The sequence below is a fragment of the Acinetobacter sp. AG3 genome (genome assembly GCF_022343575.1).
GTDB lineage: Bacteria > Pseudomonadota > Gammaproteobacteria > Pseudomonadales > Moraxellaceae > Acinetobacter > Acinetobacter guillouiae.
This window is the reverse complement of record NZ_JAKQZD010000001.1, coordinates 4238919-4263436: the sequence shown is the minus strand read 5'-3', so window position 1 is coordinate 4263436 and position 24518 is coordinate 4238919. Positions and strand designations below refer to the sequence as shown.

The 24518-nt window shown below is 38.7% G+C and carries 21 protein-coding genes; 15 read left to right on the top strand and 6 right to left on the bottom strand.

Going from position 1 to position 24518, the window contains the following annotated elements:
• Window positions 1-3: 3 nt before the first annotated feature.
• The 8 genes from L3V46_RS19880 (at window position 4) to rplS (ending at window position 8108) form a co-directional block, all read left to right on the top strand.
• A complete protein-coding gene (locus L3V46_RS19880) occupies window positions 4-756 on the top strand; it encodes a pilus assembly PilX N-terminal domain-containing protein (protein WP_239046581.1) in 753 nt (250 codons plus the stop codon).
• 14 nt (window positions 757-770) lie between these two features.
• Window positions 771-4766: a hypothetical protein gene (locus tag L3V46_RS19875; protein ID WP_239046580.1), complete on the top strand. Its 3996-nt coding sequence runs from the start codon at window positions 771-773 to the stop codon at window positions 4764-4766.
• Between the two features lies 1 nt (window position 4767).
• Window positions 4768-5277: a prepilin-type N-terminal cleavage/methylation domain-containing protein gene (locus L3V46_RS19870; RefSeq protein WP_239046579.1), complete on the top strand. Its 510-nt coding sequence runs from the start codon at window positions 4768-4770 to the stop codon at window positions 5275-5277.
• Window positions 5271-5702, top strand: coding sequence for a type IV pilin protein (locus tag L3V46_RS19865; protein WP_239046578.1), 432 nt, complete (start codon window positions 5271-5273; stop codon window positions 5700-5702). The genes L3V46_RS19870 and L3V46_RS19865 overlap by 7 nt, the downstream gene beginning before the upstream one ends.
• A 145-nt stretch (window positions 5703-5847) precedes the next feature.
• On the top strand, window positions 5848-6105 hold the full coding sequence (rpsP, locus tag L3V46_RS19860; RefSeq protein WP_004718284.1) for a 30S ribosomal protein S16: 258 nt from the start codon (window positions 5848-5850) through the stop codon (window positions 6103-6105).
• 27 nt (window positions 6106-6132) lie between these two features.
• Window positions 6133-6681 carry a ribosome maturation factor RimM gene (gene rimM / locus L3V46_RS19855; RefSeq protein WP_004718282.1) on the top strand — a complete coding sequence of 183 codons (549 nt, stop codon included), beginning with the start codon at window positions 6133-6135 and terminating at the stop codon, window positions 6679-6681.
• Window positions 6682-6723: 42 nt separating this feature from the next.
• Window positions 6724-7464, top strand: a complete 741-nt coding sequence (gene trmD, locus L3V46_RS19850) for a tRNA (guanosine(37)-N1)-methyltransferase TrmD (protein ID WP_004818651.1) — start codon at window positions 6724-6726, stop codon at window positions 7462-7464.
• A 272-nt stretch (window positions 7465-7736) separates the two neighbouring features.
• On the top strand, window positions 7737-8108 hold the full coding sequence (gene rplS, locus L3V46_RS19845) for a 50S ribosomal protein L19 (RefSeq protein ID WP_004718278.1): 372 nt from the start codon (window positions 7737-7739) through the stop codon (window positions 8106-8108).
• Between the two features lie 70 nt (window positions 8109-8178).
• Here the strand turns inward: rplS and L3V46_RS19840 are convergent, their stop codons facing one another.
• The 3 genes from L3V46_RS19840 to L3V46_RS19830 form a co-directional block, all read right to left on the bottom strand.
• Window positions 8179-9147 carry a triacylglycerol lipase gene (locus tag L3V46_RS19840; protein WP_239046577.1) on the bottom strand — a complete coding sequence of 323 codons (969 nt, stop codon included), beginning with the start codon at window positions 9145-9147 and terminating at the stop codon, window positions 8179-8181.
• A gap of 263 nt (window positions 9148-9410) precedes the next feature.
• A complete protein-coding gene (locus L3V46_RS19835) occupies window positions 9411-10385 on the bottom strand; it encodes a triacylglycerol lipase (RefSeq protein WP_239046576.1) in 975 nt (324 codons plus the stop codon).
• Between the two features lie 388 nt (window positions 10386-10773).
• Window positions 10774-11808 (bottom strand): lipase secretion chaperone, encoded by a 1035-nt coding sequence (locus tag L3V46_RS19830; protein ID WP_096732792.1) that lies wholly within the window; start codon window positions 11806-11808, stop codon window positions 10774-10776.
• A gap of 138 nt (window positions 11809-11946) precedes the next feature.
• Here L3V46_RS19830 and truB point away from each other — a divergent pair, with 138 nt between their 5' ends.
• From truB to L3V46_RS19815, 3 genes are all read left to right on the top strand, one after another.
• Window positions 11947-12852: a tRNA pseudouridine(55) synthase TruB gene (gene truB / locus L3V46_RS19825; RefSeq protein WP_239046575.1), complete on the top strand. Its 906-nt coding sequence runs from the start codon at window positions 11947-11949 to the stop codon at window positions 12850-12852.
• A gap of 126 nt (window positions 12853-12978) precedes the next feature.
• A complete protein-coding gene (locus L3V46_RS19820; protein ID WP_239046574.1) occupies window positions 12979-13746 on the top strand; it encodes a TSUP family transporter in 768 nt (255 codons plus the stop codon).
• Window positions 13747-13910: 164 nt separating this feature from the next.
• Window positions 13911-14372 (top strand): hemerythrin domain-containing protein, encoded by a 462-nt coding sequence (locus tag L3V46_RS19815; protein WP_151801912.1) that lies wholly within the window; start codon window positions 13911-13913, stop codon window positions 14370-14372.
• A gap of 231 nt (window positions 14373-14603) precedes the next feature.
• On the opposite strand, the gene L3V46_RS19810 is transcribed toward L3V46_RS19815, so the two are convergent.
• The gene (locus tag L3V46_RS19810) at window positions 14604-15473 is read right to left on the bottom strand and encodes an EamA family transporter (RefSeq protein WP_239046573.1); all 870 of its coding nucleotides are present in this window, start codon (window positions 15471-15473) and stop codon (window positions 14604-14606) included.
• Window positions 15474-15642: 169 nt separating this feature from the next.
• Between L3V46_RS19810 and L3V46_RS19805 the strand changes: the two genes are divergently transcribed.
• From L3V46_RS19805 to L3V46_RS19795, 3 genes are all read left to right on the top strand, one after another.
• A complete protein-coding gene (locus L3V46_RS19805) occupies window positions 15643-17079 on the top strand; it encodes a sel1 repeat family protein (RefSeq protein WP_239046572.1) in 1437 nt (478 codons plus the stop codon).
• Window positions 17080-17093: 14 nt separating this feature from the next.
• The gene (locus L3V46_RS19800) at window positions 17094-17813 is read left to right on the top strand and encodes a metallophosphoesterase (protein WP_239046571.1); all 720 of its coding nucleotides are present in this window, start codon (window positions 17094-17096) and stop codon (window positions 17811-17813) included.
• Between the two features lie 400 nt (window positions 17814-18213).
• Window positions 18214-20250 (top strand): PKD domain-containing protein, encoded by a 2037-nt coding sequence (locus L3V46_RS19795; protein WP_239046570.1) that lies wholly within the window; start codon window positions 18214-18216, stop codon window positions 20248-20250.
• A gap of 40 nt (window positions 20251-20290) precedes the next feature.
• Here the strand turns inward: L3V46_RS19795 and L3V46_RS19790 are convergent, their stop codons facing one another.
• Both L3V46_RS19790 and serA read right to left on the bottom strand, forming a co-directional pair.
• A complete protein-coding gene (locus L3V46_RS19790) occupies window positions 20291-21163 on the bottom strand; it encodes an EamA family transporter (protein ID WP_239046569.1) in 873 nt (290 codons plus the stop codon).
• Between the two features lie 273 nt (window positions 21164-21436).
• Window positions 21437-22669 carry a phosphoglycerate dehydrogenase gene (serA, locus tag L3V46_RS19785; RefSeq protein WP_239046568.1) on the bottom strand — a complete coding sequence of 411 codons (1233 nt, stop codon included), beginning with the start codon at window positions 22667-22669 and terminating at the stop codon, window positions 21437-21439.
• Between the two features lie 372 nt (window positions 22670-23041).
• Between serA and L3V46_RS19780 the strand changes: the two genes are divergently transcribed.
• On the top strand, window positions 23042-24451 hold the full coding sequence (locus L3V46_RS19780; RefSeq protein WP_004718247.1) for an FAD-binding oxidoreductase: 1410 nt from the start codon (window positions 23042-23044) through the stop codon (window positions 24449-24451).
• Window positions 24452-24518 lie beyond the last annotated feature (67 nt).

Sequence of the window (24518 nt, the reverse complement as noted above, 5' to 3'; positions counted from 1 at the left end):
AATATGAAAAATATCAATTTCAGAGGTTCTCAACAAGGTTCGGTATTGATTGTTGTGCTTATTATGCTTGTATTATTGACTTTAGTTGGAACATGGGCAATTCGTGGAAGTATTACTTCTTTGAAAATATCAACGAATGCTCAAGCACAAGCCTTATTAAAACAAACCAGTGATTCTGTATTTTTTACTCTAGAAAATAAGACAGATGATGAACTTGTTTTTACCAATATGCGTATTGGTGACGGGATGTTGAATTATACCCTACGTCCTGAAAATAAAGGTAAAGAACTCGTTTTCTGTATTCGTGGCGAGACTAAAGATAACTTTGCAGGAAGTCGTTTGGCAAGCGTTGTGTATTGGGATGGAACAACAATCAAAAATACTGATATGGGGACAAACGGTTATTGTCAGGTTGGGCGTTTGACTGATTTTTTAAGTGGACGAAATGCTGTATTAACTCAAGTAACTGTACGTGCTGCTGAAAATAATCAAGATTGGGAACACTTAATGGAAGGTGATGATAAAGAAAGTTCAAAAGGCACAGGAATTCAAAAGGTTACAATTACTGCAACCTCAATACTCCCGAATCTAAGTGATAGTTCCAAATCTGATATCAATAAATGTCTAAAAAACTATACCAGTTTTGTTGATAATGTAATTAAAAATGAAACAGTAACAGACTGTTTATCTTCGAAAAATGTTCCTTATAGCACTCAAGAAATGGAATATACCATGAAAGCTGTGCGTGCATCGTAATAGGAGAATAGATTATGAAAAAGTATGAAATGAAAAAATCTGACCTAGGTGCATTTGAGCAGAAAGTGCAATTGAAGAATGACTTAAATCAATTTAAGGTGGGTACAGTCTCTGCCAGTATCACAGCGTTAATTTGTGCCAGCATTCCTGCATTTGCAGCAGATTTAGAAATTTATAAAATTCCAGAAGATAACACAGGTACGGCGACATTACTGTTGATGTTAGATACGTCTGGCAGTATGGCATGGAATATGGGGAATACAAATACCGCTAGTGCTGGTTATAGTCGCCTAGACATTTTAAAGAAAGGTTTGAGAGAAGTATTAGGTGGAACACCCACATCTCCCCCAGTTGAAGATAAGGTTGTAATGGGATTATCTGATTTTAGCGGAGATACTGGACGAATTTTATTACCAGCCAAAGTATTAGGGACTGAGGTTGGAGGAACTGTAAATCGTCAAATACAGCGTTGGTATCGAATAGGTACTGGTACTAGTAGTTATAGATATGCAACTTGTACAGAGAATTACCCTGCTGGGGGGTGTAAAGTTTGGGGTGCGATGAGTACTAATAATACAAATCCAGGTACAAGTTCTGCATCAGGTAATTATGGTACAAATAGTTGTGATTTTGGTAGTAGTTGTATTGTTTATTATACAACCGCATCTAAGACGAAAACACATCGTGATGATATGTTTTCAAAAATTAGTGATTTGGTATCAGGAGGAGGGACTCCAACTCCTTATGCTTATGCAGAAGCAGCAGCCTATATGATGGGAACAAGGCCGACGACAAATATATCATTACAAAAATATTTTGTCCGTTCTAATAATAATTACAAACAATGTTCAGAGGTTTCTCCATCAGGCATTTGTATTGGAGATTGGGAGGGTTGGTATAGTGGTTTTTCTACTACAGCAAAAACAAAAGGAAATGCTAGTAGCTTAAGTGGATATTATGGTAATTATTACTGGCACGAATCTTTTTCAGGATTTGCCAATGAGTCCATTGCAGTATCAAAAAATGGTAATGTTTATAAAGCACCAGATTCTATTACAGCCCAATTAGGTAGTAGTAATGCAGCAAAAGCAAAAAAAGAGTGCAGTGGGCAAGGGATTTATTTCCTAACAGATGGTGAGCCAGAGCCAAATGGTACAGTAGCAGGTAATGATGCAGGTACAGCGTATCAGTTAATGAGTAGCACTTTAGGGAATAAAAGCAGTTTATTTAGTTGTGCAAATAGTCAGTTAGGTAAAAGAATTGGTTATAAAAATAATGCTAACTCATGGACATGTATTGGTAATTTTGCGCAAAGCTTATTAGATCCAGAAAAAAATCCGCTTGGATTAAAGATTAAAACAGCAGTCGTTGGATTCAGTTCTAGTTTTAATTCTGATACAAATTCTGATGTTCAAGATGCAAAAGATTGGGGAACAATAGGTGGGGGTAAGTGGTATGTGGGAACAAACTCACAAAGTGTCGTAGATAGTATCAATAACTTTATTAATGAAATTAGTAAAGATATTCCATCAATGAGTACAGGTTCTTCAACAGTACCCATGGATGCACTCAATCCTGAAATTATTCAAAAATATGCATATTTTCCTCAGTTTGAACCAAAAGTTGATCCAGCGGATACACGACAACTATGGTTCGGTAATTTGAAAAAGTATCATGTTGTCAATAATGGTGTCTATGCAGATGCAGCTGGAACGGCAAGCCAAGCTGTTGTTTTAAGAAGTAAATTGCAAGATTTAACTGATATTTGGGCTAAATCTGGTTTCACTTATGCTGAAAATACTCCAGTTTTTCAAAAAGGAGGAGTATTAAGTCAGTTATCATTAGGGCTTGTTACAACTACAAATGATAAAGGCGAATCAACAACAACAGCAGGTCGAAAACTTTTGACCAATTATGTTTATGATGGTTCTAAAGCAGAAGCTGAACGTATTAGCCAAAACTTCGACTTAAACCGTATTGACTATACCTATACAACTGATGCTAAAACAAAAACTGACAGCGCTGTACGTGTTAGAGGTTTAATGACATTACTTGGTTACAATATTAGCTCCAGCACAGAAACAAATGGTTTAAATCTTTCAAATGCAACAGCGAATGTACGACAAATGGGGAGTGTGTATCATTCACTTCCAGTGTTATTGACCCAAGAAGGTAAAGCTGTTGCGACAAGAAATGAAACAACGAAAAAAGTAGAAATTAGTTCAGTTGATCGTAAAGATTATGTCATGTTTGGTACTACACAAGGTTTACTCAGTATTGTTGATGCGACTACAGGGATAGAAAAATTTAGCTTTATACCGAAAGAAATGATTGAGAATCAATCAGAAACTTTCCGTGAAAATGCAGGAAATCTTGCTGGCGGTAAAAATGCACTGTACTACGGTATAGATGGAGAATGGGTAGCTCATACAGTTTATGTGACTAAATCAGATGGGACTTTAACTGTTAATGGTGCAGTTCGAGGTGTCATTGGCGGTTCTAAAGATGATGTTGAAAACCTTAATGGTAAGCAATGGGTTTATGGTGGATTACGTATGGGTGGACGTAGCTACTATTCTCTAGATTTAACTGATATTGACAGTCCTAAACTGAAATTTCATATTGACCCAACTACAGGGAAAGTTTATTCAAAAGAAAATTCCAGTGGAAAGGCTTATAAAGCTATCGAGAATATGGCGCAGAGTTGGTCTAAGCCAAAGCTGGACTACATAAACTGGAAAGGTCAACGTAAACTGGTCATGTTTGTTGGTGGTGGTTACGATGCTGGTGGTGATAAAGGCGATGGTTCATTTGCTAATGGTATCCGTACAGGTTATGCAGGATACGAACATTATAATTATGCACAAGATAATAAAAAAGGCTCAGGTGTGTATATGTTTGATGCGGATAATGGTGATCTCCTGTGGTACACAGACTCATCAACTAAAACAGCTGATACAGGTGTAGAGCACTCTACCAATGCAAGTTTAAAATATAGTGTTGCAAGTGATATTAAAACAGTCGATCGTGATAATGATGGTATTGTCGATCATATTTATTTTGGAGATCTTGCTGGTCAAGCTTTTCGTGTAGATTTTAAAAATGATGGAAATAAAGAAAGCTTTAATTCTCAAGTAAGCCAGATTTTAAATCTTCATGAAACAAATGGTACAAGCCCGCGTTTTTATATGGCACCTGTTTTTACCGCTCACCATAGTGCAGGAAAAAGAGAAGGGGCTAATATCATTGTTGTAAGTTTTGTTTCAGGAAATAAAAGCTCTCCGTTATTAGCAACAACAGATTCACCTACCTCGACAGGAAAAACAGATCCATTAGGTTTGCAATATGATGCATTATATGCAATTTATGATTATGACATCCATCCAGATGGAACCTTTTATCCACAGGAGCACATTAGTGCTAGAACTAGAGCCGACGAAACTGCAACTACAGCCTCTACAACTAGACTGAAATACATTAGTAATGAAAATGTGGTCCGTTCAGATTCTGATTCAGCTTTGGTTAAAGGTGCTCAAGCAAACTCAACTTCGGGTTGGGGGGGGTGGTATTATCCTTTTAAGAAAAAGTTTAGTGCAACACTTACAGACCGAGCGGATGCTGATGCAAGTATAATTAAAGGTTTAACACCACTTATTGCGATGGAAGGTAGTTTGTATGTCACCCAGTATGACGCCTCTAATAACGGCACTTCATCAAGCTGTGGTGCTGGTGTAAAAGGTCATAGTTTTACGCAGCGACTTTGTTTGCCAACAGGCGTATGCCCACAAAATGCGAATTATGTTTACAACTTAGGGGCAGGTATTGTTAACGTAAATGTTGGCCCTTCTGACAATAATGGTAAAAAGACAATCATTGTTCCAGATCCTGCTGATATTGGAGTAGGGTGTGTTGGAGCAGAATGCCAATCAGAGTCAAAGTTTATTACAGCAGGTGGTTCAATTAGATTCATTCCAAACCGATGGTATGAACGTTATGCTAAGGCTGAATAATATGAAAAATTATTCTGCCCAGAAGGCAACTAAAGTTAAGTTTAGTCAAGGGTTCACCTTGATTGAACTGATGGTTGTTATCGTTATTATCTCGATTTTTACTGCAATTGCAATTCCAAGTTACCAGCATTTTACGCGACGAGCTAATGTTGCTCAGGCACAACAGGAAATGCAGAAAATTGCAGAACAGTTGCAACGATATAAATCTCGAAATTTTAGTTATAAGGGCTTTAAAGGTGAGTATTTGTATTCAGGTACTTCAATATTTAATGCAACCAAACAAGAGTTAAATTTAAATTCTAAATACACGATCAATATTGTAGATAATATGACAGGTAATCCTTTATTGACAGATACCTCTGCTTTAGGGCAGGGATGGGCAATAAAAGCTGTGAGTTCAGATATAAAAAATTTTTCATTATTGCTCACAAGTGCAGGAATTCGTTGTAAAAATATTACAGCAGATAATATAACGTATAATGATTGCAATGAGGGGGGAGAAGAATGGTAAGTGAAAAAAAAAATGGATTTACACTGATAGAGTTGATGATTGTTGTAGCAATTATTGCAATTCTGGTCGCAATTGCTTATCCATCATATATCAATTATAAGATTCGAGTACATCGGACGGATGCCCAATCAGAGATGATGGCAATAGCACATAGTTTAAATCAATTCAAAATAACGAATGGAAATTATACGAATGCCACAATTAGCAAAATTTATGGTGGAACTGTAACTCCTGTTTCTGGTGAAGCGTTATATGACTTAGATTTAGAAACTACAGCTTCAACATGGACCTTAAAAGCTAAACCAAAAAATGGGACGCTAATGCAAGGCAATGGTTATATTATCTTAACAAATGATAACCTTAAATGCTGGACCAAAGGCAGCACATGCACCCCTTCTGCTACCACAAACTGGGACGGCAAATAAAAATTAAATTCAAAATTGTGGATAAATAAAATTTGATCTTTCTTTCATGACAAAGATAACGTAAAATATTGCCCTCTATGAAAGGGGTTTGAAATGTATCGATGGTCGGTACAAGGATAATCCGTAAAAACTATAAGGTTCTATCATGGTTGTAATTCGTCTAGCACGCGGTGGTGCTAAAAAACGTCCGTTCTATCAAGTAATCGTAACTGATAGCCGCAATGCGCGTGACGGTCGTTTCATCGAACGTATTGGTTTCTTTAACCCTACAGCTCAAGGTAAAGCAGAAAAACTTCGTTTAGATGCTGATCGTTTTGCTCACTGGGTTGCTCAAGGCGCTCAACCGTCTGAACGTGTTGCTTCTTTAGCTGCTCAAGCTAAGAAAGCTGCAGCTACTGCATAATTAAACCTTTAATTAGGCAGTAAGCCCATGACACCAGCACAGAATGTGCCCGAAGATCGTATTCAGATTGGACAGCTACGTTCAGCATATGGATTAAATGGGTGGCTCTGGGTCTATTCCAATACAGAACCTATGAGCAACATATTTGACTACCTCCCTTGGTACATTGAAACCAAAGCAGGTTGGCAAATTGTAGACGTAAAACGTTGGAAACCACATGGTAAAGGCTTGGTTGTTTCGTTGAAAAGTGTGAGTGATCGCACTGCAGCAGACAGCTTAGTTGGCGCGAATGTTTGGATTTCAAAATCGCAACTGCCTCAAGCAGGCGTGGACGAGTATTACTGGTCTGATTTAAAAGGTCTAATCGTATTAGGTCTGAATGAAGAAGAACAGGAAGTAAATCTTGGTCAAATCCACGAATTGTTTGAAACAGGCGCCAATGATGTCATGGTTGTTCGTGCAACAGCAGATAGCATCGATGGCGAAGAGCGAATGATTCCATGGCATAAAGATGTGGTGCAACGCGTTGATCTCGAAGCTGGTCGTATCTATGTCAATTGGGGCGTAGATTTCTAATCCGATTAGGATTGGCGCAGCAGGAAAATAGAGGAGTCTGCGATGTTTTTTGCAGTCATTACGCTTTTTCCTGAAATGTTTGAAGCGATTACAGCGTACGGAATTAGCGGGCGAGCGGCAAAGCGTGACATTGTACAAGTTCATTGTATCAATCCGCGAGAATTTGCTGAGGGTAACTACAAACGAGTGGATGAACGTCCATTTGGTGGTGGTCCTGGTATGGTGATGATGGCTGAGCCGTTGGCAAAAGCAATCCACCATGCAAAAGAGCTTGCAAAGCAAGCAGGTGCAGTTCATGTTCCTGTGGTGTATATGTCACCACAAGGGCAGACCTTAAATGAACCTGCAGTACAACAATTTGTTGAATATGACGGATTAATTGTGCTGTGTGGACGTTATGAGGGCGTTGATGAGCGTTTGATCCAAAAATATGTTGATCAGGAATGGTCGATTGGAGATTACGTGTTATCAGGTGGTGAACTCCCTGCGATGGTTTTATTGGACAGTATTATTCGACGTTTGCCGAATACCATGTCAGATGAACAATCCGCAGTGCAGGACTCATTTGTGGATGGTCTTTTAGATTGCCCACAATATACCAAGCCAGATCATTTTGAAGGGTTGGATGTTCCTGAAGTACTTAAGTCAGGGCACCATGCCAATATTGAGAAATGGCGGTTTTTGCAACGCTATCAACGCACTTTAGAACGCCGACCTGAGTTGGTGGAAAAAGTTGAGTTGACCAAGCAGCAAAAAAAATGGCTAAAAGATGAGCGAGGGTAGGCAAGCATTGATCATGTTTGTTTCAACGCACGTCAGAAGCTGTACTTCTTATCAGGAATACAACAATTCATCATTGTTGTCCTGCGGAATGTGAGTTCCATAAGAAGTCGGCTTCGAGAAAATACTTATGATTAAGTACTTATATTAGGCTCTTTATTGATCTGAATAACATCAGCAATAAAGGGAAAGATAAACGGGTTGATACGCGATTTAGCCTCTATCCCCAGCGGTTGTGCAGACCTCTTCTGTCCCGCAAAACGGAGATTCCCACAATGAGTGGTAAACATCCTTTAGTTCAAGCAATTGAAAACCAACAGTTAAAAACTGACCTCCCAACTTTTGCTCCTGGTGACACAGTTATCGTTCAAGTAAAAGTAAAAGAAGGTGATCGTGAGCGTCTTCAGGCTTTTGAAGGCGTAGTTATTGCGAAGAAAAACCGTGGCTTGAACTCTGCGTTCACAGTACGTAAAATTTCTAGCGGTGTTGGTGTTGAGCGTGTATTCCAAACTCACTCTCCAATCGTTGCTAAAATCGAAGTGAAACGTCGTGGTGACGTTCGTCGTGCTAAGCTTTATTACCTTCGTGAATTGTCTGGTAAAGCTGCGCGTATTCGTGAGAAATTACCAGCGCGTAAACAAGGTTAATTTTAACTTTGCTTTACAGCTAAAAAATGCGCCATTTGGCGCATTTTTTGTTTCTTGCTACAGTTAAAGGTTAAAGTCCATGTAGTTTTAGGCGATTGGTATGTTCACGATAGACTTGTACTGGATCTGGTGCAAAAATTGCACGCAATCCTAAAATTTGATTGACCTCATCTAAGTGATTCCAACGATAATCATCACGAATCGTTTTACCGAATTTAGCACTACATCTTGAGACTAAGCCATCATTATCACGACCTGCGTTAATTAAGAGGCTTGTGCCAAGTAGGGCAGAATCCAAGTCGAGAAGATTTGTAACGGCGGTATTGCCTGTAAATGAATAGAATTGAATCCCTTTTTCTTGATAAGCCCCTTCACCACAAGCCGTGGTACCAACGCCCATCGGGAATTTACTGTTAAATAGTGCAGAACCTTCAATGGTGAGGCTTTTCCCACCTGCCAACGCATCATGAGGAAGTTCTTTCGGGTTAAGACCTTGCGCCCAGACAATTGCTTTTGAAAATAAATTGACCACACTCACCAATGGACCTTGAAGCGGCGTGCCTTCTATACTTAAGATAACGTTTGCAACAGGGCTACCTTTTTGTGGTGAACCAACAGCAGTCACAGATGCAATTTGCATAGGCATGATGCCTGCGACATAGCGGCTGGTTGGACCACCATGCGAATGTCCAATCAGATTGACTTTTTGACTGCCGGTAATTGCCAGAATCTCTTCCACTTGCTGAGCCAATTGCTCACCACGGACTTCAGTAGAATTAAAGGGTGATACTCGCGTAGCCCATGTATTGGCGCCGTTGCGAGCCAAATCTGGTAAAATTTGATACCAGTAGTCTAATCCTAAAACATCGCCAGCACGAATAAACCCAGCCATACCGTGCACAAATACCACAGGATATTTGGTTTTTGCATAGTCCGAATTTACTTTACTGACAGTCACTTTTTGCGCATTATTAGATGCATATGCGGTTGATAATGTACTCGCCAGCAGTAGACTCGCGATAATACGTCCATATTTCATGTTGAAACTCCATCTATTTTATTATTGGGCGATTTACATACCTCAATTTTAAATGTATTGAGTGTAAAGCCTCGATTCTGATCATGTTTGCAGGAACGCAAACTTTAACTTCTTTGTTTTTTTAAATCTCATATCAAATCAGATTCTGGAATTCGAAATTCAATACGATGTTCAATATAAAATTTGAATCCAGAATCATTTACTATTCAACTATAAAATATACTGAATGAACAGTACATTTTATCGCCTCTCATCGGCAATATTTACAAGCCTTGTAATTTCAGGCGATTGGCATGTTGACGATATTGAGCAAGTGGATTCGGCGCAAAAAATAACCCACGTAGCCCTAAAACATGATTGATTTCATCCATGTGTGTTTGACGGTAATTGTCTCGAATCACTTGCCCATAATGGGTATTGCAACGATTCATCATGCCATCATTGTCTAGATTTTTATAAGACAAAGGCGCGAGTGTAGAAATGATGCCATCCATAACATCAAAAATGTTGGTGAATTGAGCTGTACCCGTCCAAGAATAATGATAAACACCGTTGGCTGTTAGTTTTTGACCATTACCACAGTCTTTGGGAATCGCAGCGCTTGGAAATTTTGCATTAAATTCAGCAGCCCCTTGTTCGCTCACACTTTGTAAAGAGTTATTTAGGCTGAGGGGGAGGGAGGGATTACCTTCGAGAAGTGTAATCACAGGTGCTAAGATATATTGACTAAAAACTGTCAGAAGCGTATTTGCACCTCGGTTACTTAAAATATCATCCGCGATCTTAGAACCTTTAATTGCCCCTGCAACAGCAGTTAAAGAAGCAACTTTTGTGGGTGCAACGATTTCAATATAACGAATTGTTGGACCACCATGACTATGTCCAATTAGATTGACTTTGGGTGAGCCAGTCAGTGCGATGACTTCATCGACTTGCTGTAAGAGCTGTTCACCACGAAGCTGTGTCGATTCCAATGGGGAGACTTGTGTCGCATAAACTTTTGCGCCATTGCGAGCTAAATCAGGGAGGATCTGATAGAAATAATCTATGCCAAAGGATGAAGGCCCTAGACGTGTGAAACCGAACATCCCATGATTAAATACAATCGGATATTTGGTTTTTGCATAGTTTGAACTGACATAACGTGGATTTACAGTTTGTAAGCCAGATGCAGATGCAGTCATCGAACTTAATCCAATGATTAAACTCAGGGCGAAAATATTGATCTTAAATTTCATATTAAAATACTCTTGTTGTTTTTAAGTGAATTGTTGATTGACATGAAGTCTATGTTGCAAGCTAAAATTTGCTTACAACCCTTATGATCTCAAGCGATTGGCATACCATCTTTATCGTTATTGCTCTAAACCAAAGGTGCAAGTTGCATTGAAATCGTGTCAATCCCGAGCAAGTTTTTAGTTTGTGTGCGTCCTCCTTATAGGTCGTTGTTAATATTATTTTCCACTTTGTATCCGCAGACTTGAAGGTATCCCTGAGTCATAAATCTACAGAGATACTTGAGTCTGGCTTGCAAACTCAAGCCATAAAACGTGCTATAACGCATAATCTAAATATTTTTGTTTTCGCTTTTTTCATCATTTTAGCGATGTGCTATGTATTTTATGGCTAATTTGCAAAGGGTAATTTGCCTCCTTGATCATGCACAGTTTCAAAAGTTTGTAATCTGAGTTGCTCTTGTTGGTTTGCAAATTGTTGTGATTTCAATTGTTCTACAGCACGCTGTTTGGCTGAATCACTCAGATTACTTTTGAGGATATTGTCACGCTCAGCAAGGTATTGATTAACTTTGCCTTTCCAATCATTTCGTTGTACATCAAGCGTTTCTAAGCGTTGTGTCGCCTCAGGTCCCACCAGATTGGTACGCATTTGACGGATCTCTTGTGCAGAACCACCACGTGCTTTGATCTCCGCTGTCAGCTTTCTTAAGTCTTCAAGTTGATTAAGTTGTTGTAAATTCTCTTTCCAGTCTTCAGGGAGTTGCTCAAAAAGTTCTTTGAGTTTCTGCGCTTTTTCAGCAGCAGATAATTTTTGATTATCCATAATTTCTAAGCGGTCTACCGTATATCGGTCATAGGTATCTTGTGTGCCAAATAAGCCTTGAATTTCATAATCCGAGAAGAATTTTTTTCTTAAGTTTTGAGTATTGACTAAAATCTGCTGATAATACTTTGCGCTTTCTTTATCTGCGGTGGGTGCTTGTAAATCGCCTAATTTACTTCTGTAATCAATATAACGTGTCCAGAGATCATTTAACTGCGATAGTAGAGGCTCTTTATAGCTGATTTTGGTATAGCTAAGAAAATCGGTTTTGATTTGCTCAATGCTTTTTTCACCATATTGGGTGATGAAATATTCAAAGCAATCTTTGGTCTGTTCATTGACAATTAAACGATTGGAGGCATCTGCACGGATTTGGCAATTAATTTGCGTGTCTTGTTGGCTTTTGCTGGCAAAGCTCAGTGCTTCGGATGCTGGAAGTTGAGTTGAAGCCAATTGCCCCATCTGTTGTTCATGTGCTTTTTCTGAAGCTGGCGGTGTTTCAGTCGATTCTGTATTGGGTTTTAGCCAAAAAATTACGGCTAAAAGAATGATCAAGAGACTACCAATGATGATTCCAATCATTTTTTTAGATAGATCCATCTAATATTCCTACTATTTTTAGATTTTTTATTGAAAAAATAATTTGCCATAGAAATCGAAATTTCAAACAGAAAATTTGTAAAAATAGACGAATGGTTTTTGCTAAAATAGCGCATTATTCTCCGTATCCAGACCAATATGTCTTCAAAAGCTCAGAAAATACCGCGTCGCCATATCAGTGGTGTTTTTTTATTGAATAAGCCTTTAGGCATAAGTTCAAATGCGGCGCTACAAAAAGTGCGATGGTTGTATCGCGCTCAAAAGGCAGGGCATACAGGGGCGCTTGATCCTTTGGCATCTGGACTTTTACCAATCTGTTTAGGTGAAGCGACTAAATTTTCACACTATCTGTTAGATTCGACCAAGCGTTACCAAACGACTGTTCAGCTCGGGCATAGTACGACCACGGGTGATGTCGAAGGCGAAGTCTTACTTGAAAAGGCCATACCTGAATTAAGTGAAGACAGTATTCAACAGGTTTTGGCGCAATTTACTGGTGATATTCAACAAGTTCCGCCAATGTATTCAGCCTTAAAAAAACAAGGCCGTCCTTTATATGAGTTGGCGCGTCAGGGAATTGAGATTGAACGTGATGCACGCCCAATTCATATTTTTGCGATTGAGCTGATTGCGTTTAATCAGCATAGCCTGACCTTGGATATTACTTGTTCTAAAGGAACGTATATTCGAGTTTTGGGTGAAGACATTGCCAAAGCATTGGGAACTTACGGGCATTTAACGTATTTAAATCGAACTCAAACAGGTCATTTTGATTTGATACCAGAATATACCATTGAACATTTGGAAAGCTTGACTGAACAAGCGCGTGAAGCCTTGTTGCTGCCTGTCTATGCACCAATTGATCATTTTCCTAAAGTTCAGGTACCTGAAGGACGTGCGGAATATTTTAGCCGCGGTATGGAAAGCAATATTGAGCATGTTGCCGAAGCTGAAGTCTTGGTTTTTGATGGTGATAAATGTTTAGGCTTGGCTGAAATTACCGATAAAAAGCGTTTAGTGCCTAAACGGGTGCTAAATCTTTAATTTGGTTTCATTGTTAGAAAATAACTCAGTTTAAATCTAAGCCTGATTAAGCCAAAGCAGGATTAAGCCAGAGCACGGTTAAGTCTCCCAGCGTTAATAGACGCCTTTAAAAGATAAGTGAATGTTATGGAATTTGATATCATCCTCAGTTTAGTATTCTTTGCCTTTTGTGCAGGGGCAATTGATGCCGCTGTTGGAGGTGGCGGACTGATTCAAATTCCTGCATTAATGGGTGCTTTACCGCATTATCCTACCGCCACAGTTTTTGGAACCAATAAACTGGCTTCGATTTGTGGAACGGCTTCGGCTGCTTTTTCATACTTAAAACAAGTCAAAATTCAGTGGAAGCTGTTGGCAGTGATTGGTATCACTGCCTTTATTAGCTCATTTGGTGGCGCTGCTTGTGTCTCACTGATCCCTCAGGAAATTTTGCGGCCATTTGTATTGTTTATGTTGATTGTGATCGCAATCTATACATTTTTTAAGAAGCAATTTGGACAAGTCCATTTTCAACAAGAAATCACGCGTAAAATGTTATTGATCGCGGGTGTTGGTGGTTTATTGATTGGCTTTTATGATGGAATATTTGGGCCAGGTACAGGTAGTTTTTTCATCTTTTATTTTATTCGTTATCTGAAAGTTGACTTCTTGCACGCATCGGCGCTTTCCAAAATTGGCAATTTCATGACCAACTTTGCCGCACTGAGTTTCTTTATTCCCACTGGAAATGTGTTATTTCAATTGGGCCTGCTGATGGCTGTTGCCAATGTGTGTGGTTCATTGGTTGGTGTGAAAATGGCACTGAAATATGGCAGTGGTTTTATTCGTATTCTATTTTTGATTTTGGTCAGCATTTTGATTTGTCGCTTGGCCTATCAAATGTTTGTCGCGTAATTTGCTAGATTCTCTGGTTAATTTTTTTTGATACAAAAAAGCTTAAATTTTGTAAGGCTTTTTTTTGATTTGTCTTCTAAGATTGTTGGTTTCTTGATCGAAAAATCACAAACCGAAGCAATGGAAGGTAAATATCAAATAGGATTATAAAAAGAGGGATTTAGATGAATATATTTGAGGCTTTGAGAGAAAGTCATATCATTCAGAAGGATTTGTCAGAACAATTAACACATACCTCAGGCGATAGTCCTGAACGAAGGAAAATTTTTAATTTATTGAAAAATGAATTATTTGCTCATGCGATTGCGGAAGATCGCTATTTTTATATTCCGTTAATGATGACGGATTCAGGTTTAAATATTACCCGTTTGGCACTGGCTGAACATCATGAGATGGATGAAATATTACAATCACTAGAACAAACAGATTTTAGCCACTCTCGCTGGTTGGTTTTGGCGAAACGATTATCTGAAATCATCGCGCATCATATTCAACAAGAAGAGCATTCTTTTTTTCAAAAAGCGCTAAAGATTTTAGATGAAAATCAAAAATTAATCTTAGCAAAGAAGTACCTATCCGAATATAAAAAGTATAAAGCAAAAGACCTTATCCGCTTGGTTGGCTAAGTCTATTGGCTTGTATTTCGTTGACTTGTCTACAAAGGCAAACTAAATAAAATTGAAGCTATAAAGTACCAAGAGAATGATGAGCAGATTGCTGAACGATATTTACTTTTTTAGTTAATGAGATGCTTCTCATTCATCATATATTTACGCTGATCTTCCTCTCTTCCTAAAGATCGCGTAAATATGGTCGAGGTTCTATATGACTGGCAGTGGGTCAGTATTGAGAATGTTTTAGTGGGTATCTGAGCTTTTCGCCGCTCTAAATGTTACCCCTACCGACGCAATCATAATGCAGATTAAAGCAACGGTTTGCCAAGCAGTAATATGTTCATTCAGTAATACCATACCTGAAATTGCGGCAAGTGCAGGAGATAGACTCGATAAAGTACCATAGCTCATTTTGCTTAATTGTTTTAAAGCAAGCAGATCTAAGGCATACGGAATTGCTGTTGCTAAAAGTGCAATCAGCAAAGCTTTGCCCCAGTACTGTGTTTGCAGCAAGGCATCTGGGTTATGTACAGCACTGATTGGCAGCATAACCAAGGCAGATAAGACGATTGCAATACTCAGTGCATGCATACCAATATTTTGTCGTACAACTTTTTGCCCAAAATAAATATAACTTGCCCAACAGACACCTGCACCCAAAGCAAAAGCAGCACCAAGATAGGAAAAATTATGTGCGGTCGCATCTTGCCAAGGCACCATCAATGCAATACCGATGATGGCAAGAAATACCCAAATATAGTCACTTTTTTGTTTAATCGAGAGCAGTGCCAAAGTCAGAGGGCCTAAAAACTCTAGTCCAACAGCAATACCTTGAGGCAATTTGCCTAAAGAGGCATAGAACAGCACATTCATCAAACAGACTGAACCACTATAATAGAGTAGCTCATTCCATCTTAGATAAGGTAAACGCTTGATAATTTTCCATGAACGGAACATTAAAATAATTAAAATAGATGCAAAACATAATCTTAAGGTCACGACGGTAATCGGATCTAAAGCCTCAAATAACTGTTTCGCAAATGAGGCACTGATCTGATAAGCCACCATAGATAAAACCATGAAGAGCACAGCAGTGAGTTGAGAGTTTGGCATATCTAAGGTGAAGAAAAATATTGCACAGATTTTAGCACTTTCTCGGATTTATTTGAGTATTTCGCGAATAGATGAATATTGATTCAACATTTCCCTTTGAGATTCAGCCGAGTCCTCTGTAAGATGGGAATGATTATACTTGCAATGGCACATGTGTTAGGAATAAAAGATGTCAGGAAACACCAATAAAACTGAAAATTTAGGCTTAAATGCGACAGAACTTTCACAAGCAGAAACTTGGTATATCGATGTACTTAAATTAGAACAACAAGGTCTTGCTCAAAATGAGCAAGACGCTCAAGCGCGTGTTGATTTGTTGGTCAATGCCTCTAATCAGAATTTTGCACCTGCAAGTACTTTGTTAGGACAGTGGCATGTTTTAGGCCGTTATGTAAATCAAAGTGTGCAGTCAGCTCTTCTTTTTTTTCAACATGCAGCAAAGCTTAATCATGCATTGGCTCATTTAGAACTTGCTTATCTTGGCTTGAACAATGCAACCGATCAACTGACAAAAGCACAAGCCCTAATGCATTTGCAACAGGCAGTTCAACTGAATCATCCAGAAGCAATTTTTGTTTATGCACAACAACAATTGTCACAGGATCCACAGTCTGCGTACTTATTACTTTTAAATAATTATTTAAAAAACCAGCATCAAAACAGCCTGAAGTTTTTTGTAGAGTTTTCAGGGTTTGATTCGATCAAAGTACAAAATGAATTGTTAAAAATTGCTGAAAAAGACCATTTTTCCTGTGCTTTATTGGCGTTTAGTTATTTAAAACAGAACAATCTTGATGCTGCTTTAAAATATGCCGATATCGCGCAAGAACATAATGATCCATTTGGCTGCTATGTTCGCGCACTTATTGAACAACAAAGTGCTAAAGCGGATGCAGCAGTTGTGCAAGAGTTTTTACTTAAAGCTGCAAAAAATGGACATATCGAATCTGCTTATTTAGCTGCAGTGACACTGTTAAAAAATTCGGAAAATGCCAAAACTGAGCAAAAGCAGAAAGAATATGCAGCACTCGCTTTTGATTTATTATCGCATGCTGCTGTTTCAGGCAATGTTCCAGCTCAATATTCTTTAGCACAGTGTTTACGCTATGGTATGGGAACTGAGAAAAATCTTGATCAAGGTATTTCTTGGTTAGAACGCGCAGCAATGCAAAACCATCCAGATGCACAGTTTGAATTGTCGATGTTATTGCCTTTAGAACATGAACATCACCTCCCATTATTAAATTCCGCTGCAGAGAAAGGCCATGTTCAGGCCATGCTGTGTATGTCGATTTTTGAGCAACGTCAAAACAATGCAGATGGGGCATTATTCTGGTTAAACAAAGCCAAAGAGTTGAAAGTTCCACGTGCTTTTTTCTTATTGGCACAAATGTATCAGGAAGGTAAGTGTGTAGAGGTTGATTTAACCCAAAGTGCAGATTTGTTTAAACAAGCAGCCGATCATGGTGATATCGACTCTTATTTTGAATTATTTAAAATTTATAAAGATGGAATCGGGGTGCGTAAAAATAAAAAAACTGCTGGCAAATATTTGGATTTAGCCAAAGAAAACCAGCATATTGAAGCAGCTTCAATTGAGTTTTAATCAAAGATTAGTCTATGTCTGAATTATCGCAACACAAGCTCGCGCATGTAGCGACCTATACCCATGAGACAGGTCGCTTGTTTGTGGTAGGCGATATACATGGTTGTTATGATTTGTTGATGCAACAGCTTGAACGGGTTCAATTTAACTTTGAAAAGGATCTATTGATTGCTGTAGGGGATATTGTTGATCGTGGTCCTGACAGTTTGAAATGTTTGCATCTGCTTGCAGAGCCTTGGTTTAAAGCTGTTTTAGGTAATCATGAAGAAATGTGCTTATTGTCGCAGATCGATCCGATGATGAAAGATATGCATGCGCATCATGGTGGAGAATGGTTTTATGCATTAAGTTCGGATCAGCAGCAACAAGTCATCGATCAATTAAACACTTTACCCATACTATTAGAAGTCATTTATCAAAATAAGAAGTATGGCTTTGTGCATGCCGATATAGATCTAAATGATTGGGATGCGTTTAAAGTTGCCACACGTTCTAAAAGTCGCGAATTGGCGTTATGGGGCAGGGGGCGAATTAAAAATAAGCGCTTTATGCGTTATTCAACGGTTGTCGGTGTAGAACAGGTTTTTCTAGGTCATACCGTGGTTGATTTTGTCACCAAGAAGCATAATTGCTATTTTCTAGATACGGGCGCTTGTTTTGGAAGTGAACTAAGCCTTGTTGAAATAGATCAAAACCGCCCGATAGAAAAACAAGTATTTGTCCTGAAGTCATGATTTGATTTCTCTATTGTTTAAATATTTTTAAGCGTTCAGACTCTTCATTGTAGTGAATTTTATATGGCTATTACTTAAATTTGATCTGTGTTGTGGAAAAAATAAGTCTTTAATTAAAAAACACATAGATATAAAAGCATCAACTATAAAATACATAAATATAAGACTTTGAAATATAATGGAAAATATTTATTTCTAATCAAAATCATTCTTTCATTTATCGATATTCAATCAAATTTTTTGTCACCACTTGCTTTGATACAGCAAGTATCAACGGTATTTGATTGAGAAAAATATTGAAATATTTTTAAAATAAAACAGCTATTATTAATAATTAATTCACAGTAATATAAATTATCGTGATGGATATCGCGAATTAAATAACAATAAGGTGACGACGATGATGAGATCGAAAAATTATATAAAATGGTTTCTTTTTGCATGTGCGAGCCTACTTTTGTTGGCTTGTAACTCCTCAACTAAATTTGAAGATAGTCTTACAGCCAAATTTCAATATAGCCCAACAGCGCCAAGTATCGGTGAAGTTGTCAAATTTGATGGAACGAAAAGTACGGTAGATCAAGCAAAGGAGGCCAATGCAATTCGTAGCTATGCTTGGAACTTTGGAGATGGTTCAAGCGGAACAGGTGCTACAGTTGAACATAGTTATACAAAAGTTGGTCAATATACCGTGAGCCTGACGATAACAGACCTAGCAGGTCGGACTGATTCAACTACACAGAAAATAGAAGTAAAACAGGGAGCAACAACGATAAACCGCGAGGTTTTAGTCTCAGCTCAAACGGTTGATGGCGCTTCGATTCCAAATACAAATATTACAATACAGGGGCAAAGTGTTAAAACAGATCAAAATGGTCATGCGACTTTGAATCTGATACTTCCTCAAAACACACAAAAAGTGGTGGCTAAATTTGAAAAACAAGGCTTTATCACGCAGTCAATTGTTTATGATGTTGCCAATTTAAAAGCAATCTCAGCAAATTTATTGGCCATTAAACAAGTTGTTCCTGTGTCTGATATCTCTGCGGCTCAAATGATTCAATCCCAAAATTTGGGTGCAAGCGTTAGTATCCCTGCCAATGCTTTTGTAAAAGCAGACGGCAGTCTTGCTACGGGCGCTGTGACTGTTGAATTTACCCCATGGGATATCACCAATCGTGATTTAAATGCAATGCCTGCCAATGGTGTAGCACGCGATGCACAAGGCAATATTGTGGATCTGATTAGTGCGGGAATGATTACAGCCACATTTAAAGATGCGGGTGGTCAGGAACTACAACTTGCAGTTGATAAAACAGCAGACCTTCAAATGAACCTGCCGATAAAGAGTATCAATAATCAACAGATGAAAGTAGGGACACAAATTCCAATGTGGTATTTTGATGAAGCGAGTGGCTTGTGGATTGAAGAGGGTATTGGGCAGGTGACGACGTCAAATCAATCACCTACAGGCCTTGCAGTACATGCAACAGTGAAGCATTTTTCAACATGGAACTGGGATTTAAAATTTGAAAATGCAGGTTCAGTCTTTGTGCAGTGTCAATCCAATGGTGAAGGGATTCCATGCAATGTGACTGCAAAAATCAGCTTAAATGATGGTTCATCCTTAACCAAATCCAACAGTATTCCTAAAGAAGGATTGACGGTGGTGAATATGCCTTCGAGTGGTTCAATTCATTGGACTGCAAAAGATTTAACAGGCACGATGCTGGGTGAAAAAACTTCGACAACCTCAGGTAATGTGATTATTGATCTTGGAAAATCAGCCACAGATCATTTTGTAAAATGTACACTACCCAATGGGACGTCTGTGGCATGTTTTGGCAAAATAAATGACCAGTTGGATTTTTCAATATCGCAAGATGGCGGTCGGTTCCTCACAGGTATAAAAGACCCAGACGGGCAGTTGGATTGGTCTGCACAAACAGCTTTAATTTTTGAGAGTAATCAGTGGGTACGTTATAAAGGTCAGCAAACTTCAGGTTTAACAGGCAATGTTAATATTATCTTGGCAGATCGTGAAGTTGTTTATGTCAGCAATCAAGGCTTGAGTTTCCCGATGGTCTGTACCAGTATGATTGAGGATCCTTTAAATGGGAGCACTGAGCCCAATGGGAACTGGGAAGTTGTTCCTGAATTAATTGGAAAGTCATGCAATATAGAAATCACGGTATATAACATAGATGGTAGCAATGAGATCTTAACCTATAATGCAATTTATGGAAAACCGATGCAAATTCAATTACCAAATCAATATTCAGGTTTTGATTCAGCAGGAAAAGGTCCTATTACTTATTTAAGTATTTATGCAAATATAGAAGACAGTAATGGTGATTTGGTTGAACGAATTGGTCTTGAACTAGAGCCAGATCCGAATAGCATGATAAAACTAATTATGGGGGCACCTGATTGGTAGGTTTTAGATGAGTGAATTGAAACCACCTTTCGAGGTGGTTTTATCCTTTATGCTGTGCTTTTTGTGTGGTTACGGTGCAACCAATTGACGCACTAATGATCGTGGCTAATGCCAACCATTGAGTCCATAACAATTGTTCATTTAAGAAAATAAATCCTGAAAATGCTGCAATTGCAGGTTCTAGGCTCATTAACGTGCCAAAGCTTAAAGCAGATAAATTTCTTAATGCAATCATTTCCAATGAAAAAGGCAAGGCACTTGCCAAGATCGCCAACGCAATAAAATAAATTAAATTTGAAGGTTCAAAAACCTGTAAAGGCATCCCAGAAAATAAGGCAATTGGCATTAAGCACAACATGCCTACAAACATCCCTAAGCATACAGTATGGTTTCCAGAAACCCCTGAAGGTCGTTGACCTGCAATAATATACAGCGCCCAGCAAGCACCAGCAGCTAAGGCAAAGGCAATACCAATAGGGTTGAGGCTTTGCTTTGCCTGATCAAATGGAAACAGTAAAACCAGTCCAAGTATCGCAAGTCCGACCCAAATAAAATCGAATTTTTGCCGTGCATGAAACAGGGCCACACTGAGCGGTCCAATAAATTCAAACGCTACGGCAATGCCGAGTGGAATACGATGAATTGATAAGTAAAATAAAGCATTCATTCCTGCAAGGGCAATACCATAACTGATGATGGATGACCATTTCACTTGTTTAAAATTGACCTGCCAAATTTTAAAAATCACGGCCAAAATCAATGAGCCGAGCAATAAACGCATAGCGGAAATGGTAAGGACTGGAAATTGATCAAATAATGTTTTTGCTAATGCGCCACTGCTTTGCATACTGATCATGGCAATGAACAATAGAACTAAAGCTTGCAGGTGTGGTGCATTTTTTAAATTTGGCATTGGTTCTGAAATTTAGAGTAAGGGCTTGGAGGAAAATCTCCGCAACAGGCTTTTTATATAAAACAATTTAGATGAAATGCTCATGTAATTTGCAAAGCTTATTGCGCTTTAGATAGTACACTGTCTTTGTAGATTAGGGTGAGAGAAGATGCTAAATAGTTTATTAATCAAATAATTTAACTTAAAAAATGCTATCGGAAAGAAGTGACAGATTTATAAATCCCATAAAAAAACCACAGGCAAATACCTGTGGTTTTTTTAGCTTAAATCGTCTTAGAACAATACGCGAACGCGGATTGTGCCTTCAACTTCATGAAGTGTATCAAGTGCTTCTTGAGATGCAGTTGCGTCTACATCCATTACCAAGTAACCGACATCACCTTTAGTCATTAATGACTGACCAGAAATGTTGATGCCATGCTCAGCGAACAGGTTGTTAATTTTAGATAACACGCCTGGCACGTTTTTATGAATGTGTAGTAAACGGTGTTTACCTTCAGTCAATGGAAGTGCGATTTCAGGGAAGTTTACTGCAGATAAAGTCATGCCTTTATCCGAATAAGCCACAAATTTTTCTGCAACTTCTAGACCGATGTTGGCTTGCGCTTCCATGGTTGAACCACCAACGTGAGGTGTTAAAATCACATTGTCTAGGCCACGAAGTGGAGAAACAAATTCTTCACCATTGGCTTTAGGTTCTTTCGGGAATACGTCAACAGCTGCACCAGCAATATGACCAGATTTAATTGCATCTGCCAAATCTTCAATAACAACACATGTACCACGTGCAGCATTGATGAAGATTGAACCTTCTTTCATTTTTGCAAATTGAGCTTTTGCAAAGAAGTTACGAGTTGAAGGAACATCGGGTACATGCAGTGTAACAACATCTGCATTTGCAAGTAGTTCGTCTAAAGAACCTACTTGACGTGCATTACCCATAGGAAGCCTAGTCACAGCATCATAATAAATGACATGCATACCCATGCTTTCAGCTAAAACTGAAAGTTGAGAACCAATAGAGCCATAACCCACGATACCTAAAGTTTTACCACGTGTTTCAAATGAACCTACCGCAGACTTGTTCCAACCACCGCGATGAGTTGAAGCAGATTTAGCAGGCACACCACGAAGTAAAAGAATTGATTCTGCAAGAACCAATTCAGCAACTGAACGAGTATTTGAGTATGGTGCGTTAAATACAGGAATACCACGAATCATGGCTGCATTTAAATTCACTTGGTTGGTTCCGATACAGAAACAACCCACTGCGATCAATTTATTCGCAGCTGCAAAGACTTCTTCAGTTAATTGTGTACGGGAACGAATACCAATGAAGTGTGCATCTTTAACCGCTTCTTTCAACGCTTCACCCTCAAGCGCAGTTTTACGGTAATCGATATTGGTATATCCGGCAGCATTTAACGTGTCGATTGCGTTTTGATGAACGCCCTCTAACAACAAGAAACGAATTTTATCTTTAGGTAGTGAAAGATGTTGGCTCATTACGGCTCCGCTACAAAGGCCAAATTTAGTCGCAATATGATACCATAGACCTTGTTCTATAGATATTTCGATTGTGACAGTACAGTGGATATTTTATCTACGATTTCTGATAAGCATTATTCAAAAATTAAATGAAATGCTAATGCATTGATTTTTATAATGCTTGAAGCACACTTTATACACAAAGTGTGGATAATGTGAATCAAATCTGTGCTTTATCCTCAGCAGTCATCTAGGTAAAATACTGCTAAAATTAGTGAAGATGCCGATTTTAGCTATAAAAAATGCTGAAAATTTTTCACAGACTGATTTAAAATCTCGAATGTTGTATAGCACAACCTCTTATTTACTTCTTGCTAGGTCCGCAAAACGATGAATGCTCCAGTAACGATAGCACCTGAATTATTGACCCAATTGACGCAAATCGTCGGTGAAAACCGAATTAAAACCGATGCTGACAGCTTAGAAAATTGGGGCAAAGACCATACTAAGCATTTTGATCCTCAGCCATCGGTCATCGTTTTCCCATCGAGCACAGAACAAGTGCAAGCAATTGTTCAATTGGCCAATCAGTTTAATGTTGCGATTACCCCATCGGGTGGCCGTACAGGTTTATCGGCAGGTGCTGTTGCTGCCAATGGTGAAATTGTCGTGAGCTTCGACAAAATGAACCAAATTTTAGAATTTTATCCAGCTGACCGTATGGTGCGTATTCAGGCGGGTGTGGTGACTGAACAGTTGCAGAACTATGCAGAAGAACAAGGGATGTATTATCCGGTTGATTTTGCTTCTGCGGGTTCATCACAATTGGGGGGCAACATTGGAACCAATGCAGGCGGAATTAAAGTGATCAAATACGGGATGACTCGTAATTGGGTACTTGGTCTGACCGTGGTGACGGGTAAAGGTGATGTATTGCGTTTAAACAAAGGCATGATTAAAAATGCTACAGGTTATGCAATGCAACATTTATTCATCGGTGGTGAAGGGACTTTAGGCTTAGTGACTGAAGCTGAAATTAAACTTGAACGCCAACCGCATGATCTACAAGTGATGGTATTGGGTGTTCCTGATTTTGATGCAATCATGCCTGTATTACATGCATTCCAAAGCAAAATTGATTTAACTGCCTTTGAGTTCTTTGGTGAACTGGCGATGCAAAAAGTTTTGGATCGTGGTCATGTACAACGTCCATTTGAAACAGAATGCCCATTCTACGTTTTACTTGAATTTGAAGCGCCGTATGAACCGATTATGGATGCTGCGATGGAAATTTTCGAGCATTGCATGGAACAAGGCTGGGTGCTTGATGGAGTGATGAGCCAAAATCTTGAACAAGTTCAAAGCTTATGGCGTTTACGTGAAGACATTTCTGAAACGATTGCCCCATTTACTCCGTATAAAAATGATATTTCAGTATTGATTACACATGTTCCTGCTTTTATTAAGGAAATTGATACAATTGTTGCTGAAAATTATCCTGATTTCGAAATCTGCTGGTTCGGCCATATTGGTGATGGAAACCTACACTTAAATATTTTAAAACCTGTGAATTTATCTAAAGATGAATTCTTTGCCAAATGTCAGGTGGTAAATAAGTATGTGTTTGAAACTGTGAAGAAATATGACGGTTCAATTTCTGCAGAGCATGGCGTAGGCATGACCAAAAAGCCTTATCTGGATTACACACGGACTGCTGAAGAAATTGAATATATGAAAGCCTTGAAGAAAGTGTTCGATCCAAATGGCATCATGAACCCAGGTAAGTTATTTGATCTGTAATGATTTAAATAGCTCGTTGTACAAGCGCTTCGAGAGAAGCGCTTTTTTATTGCCGAACAAAAGATAA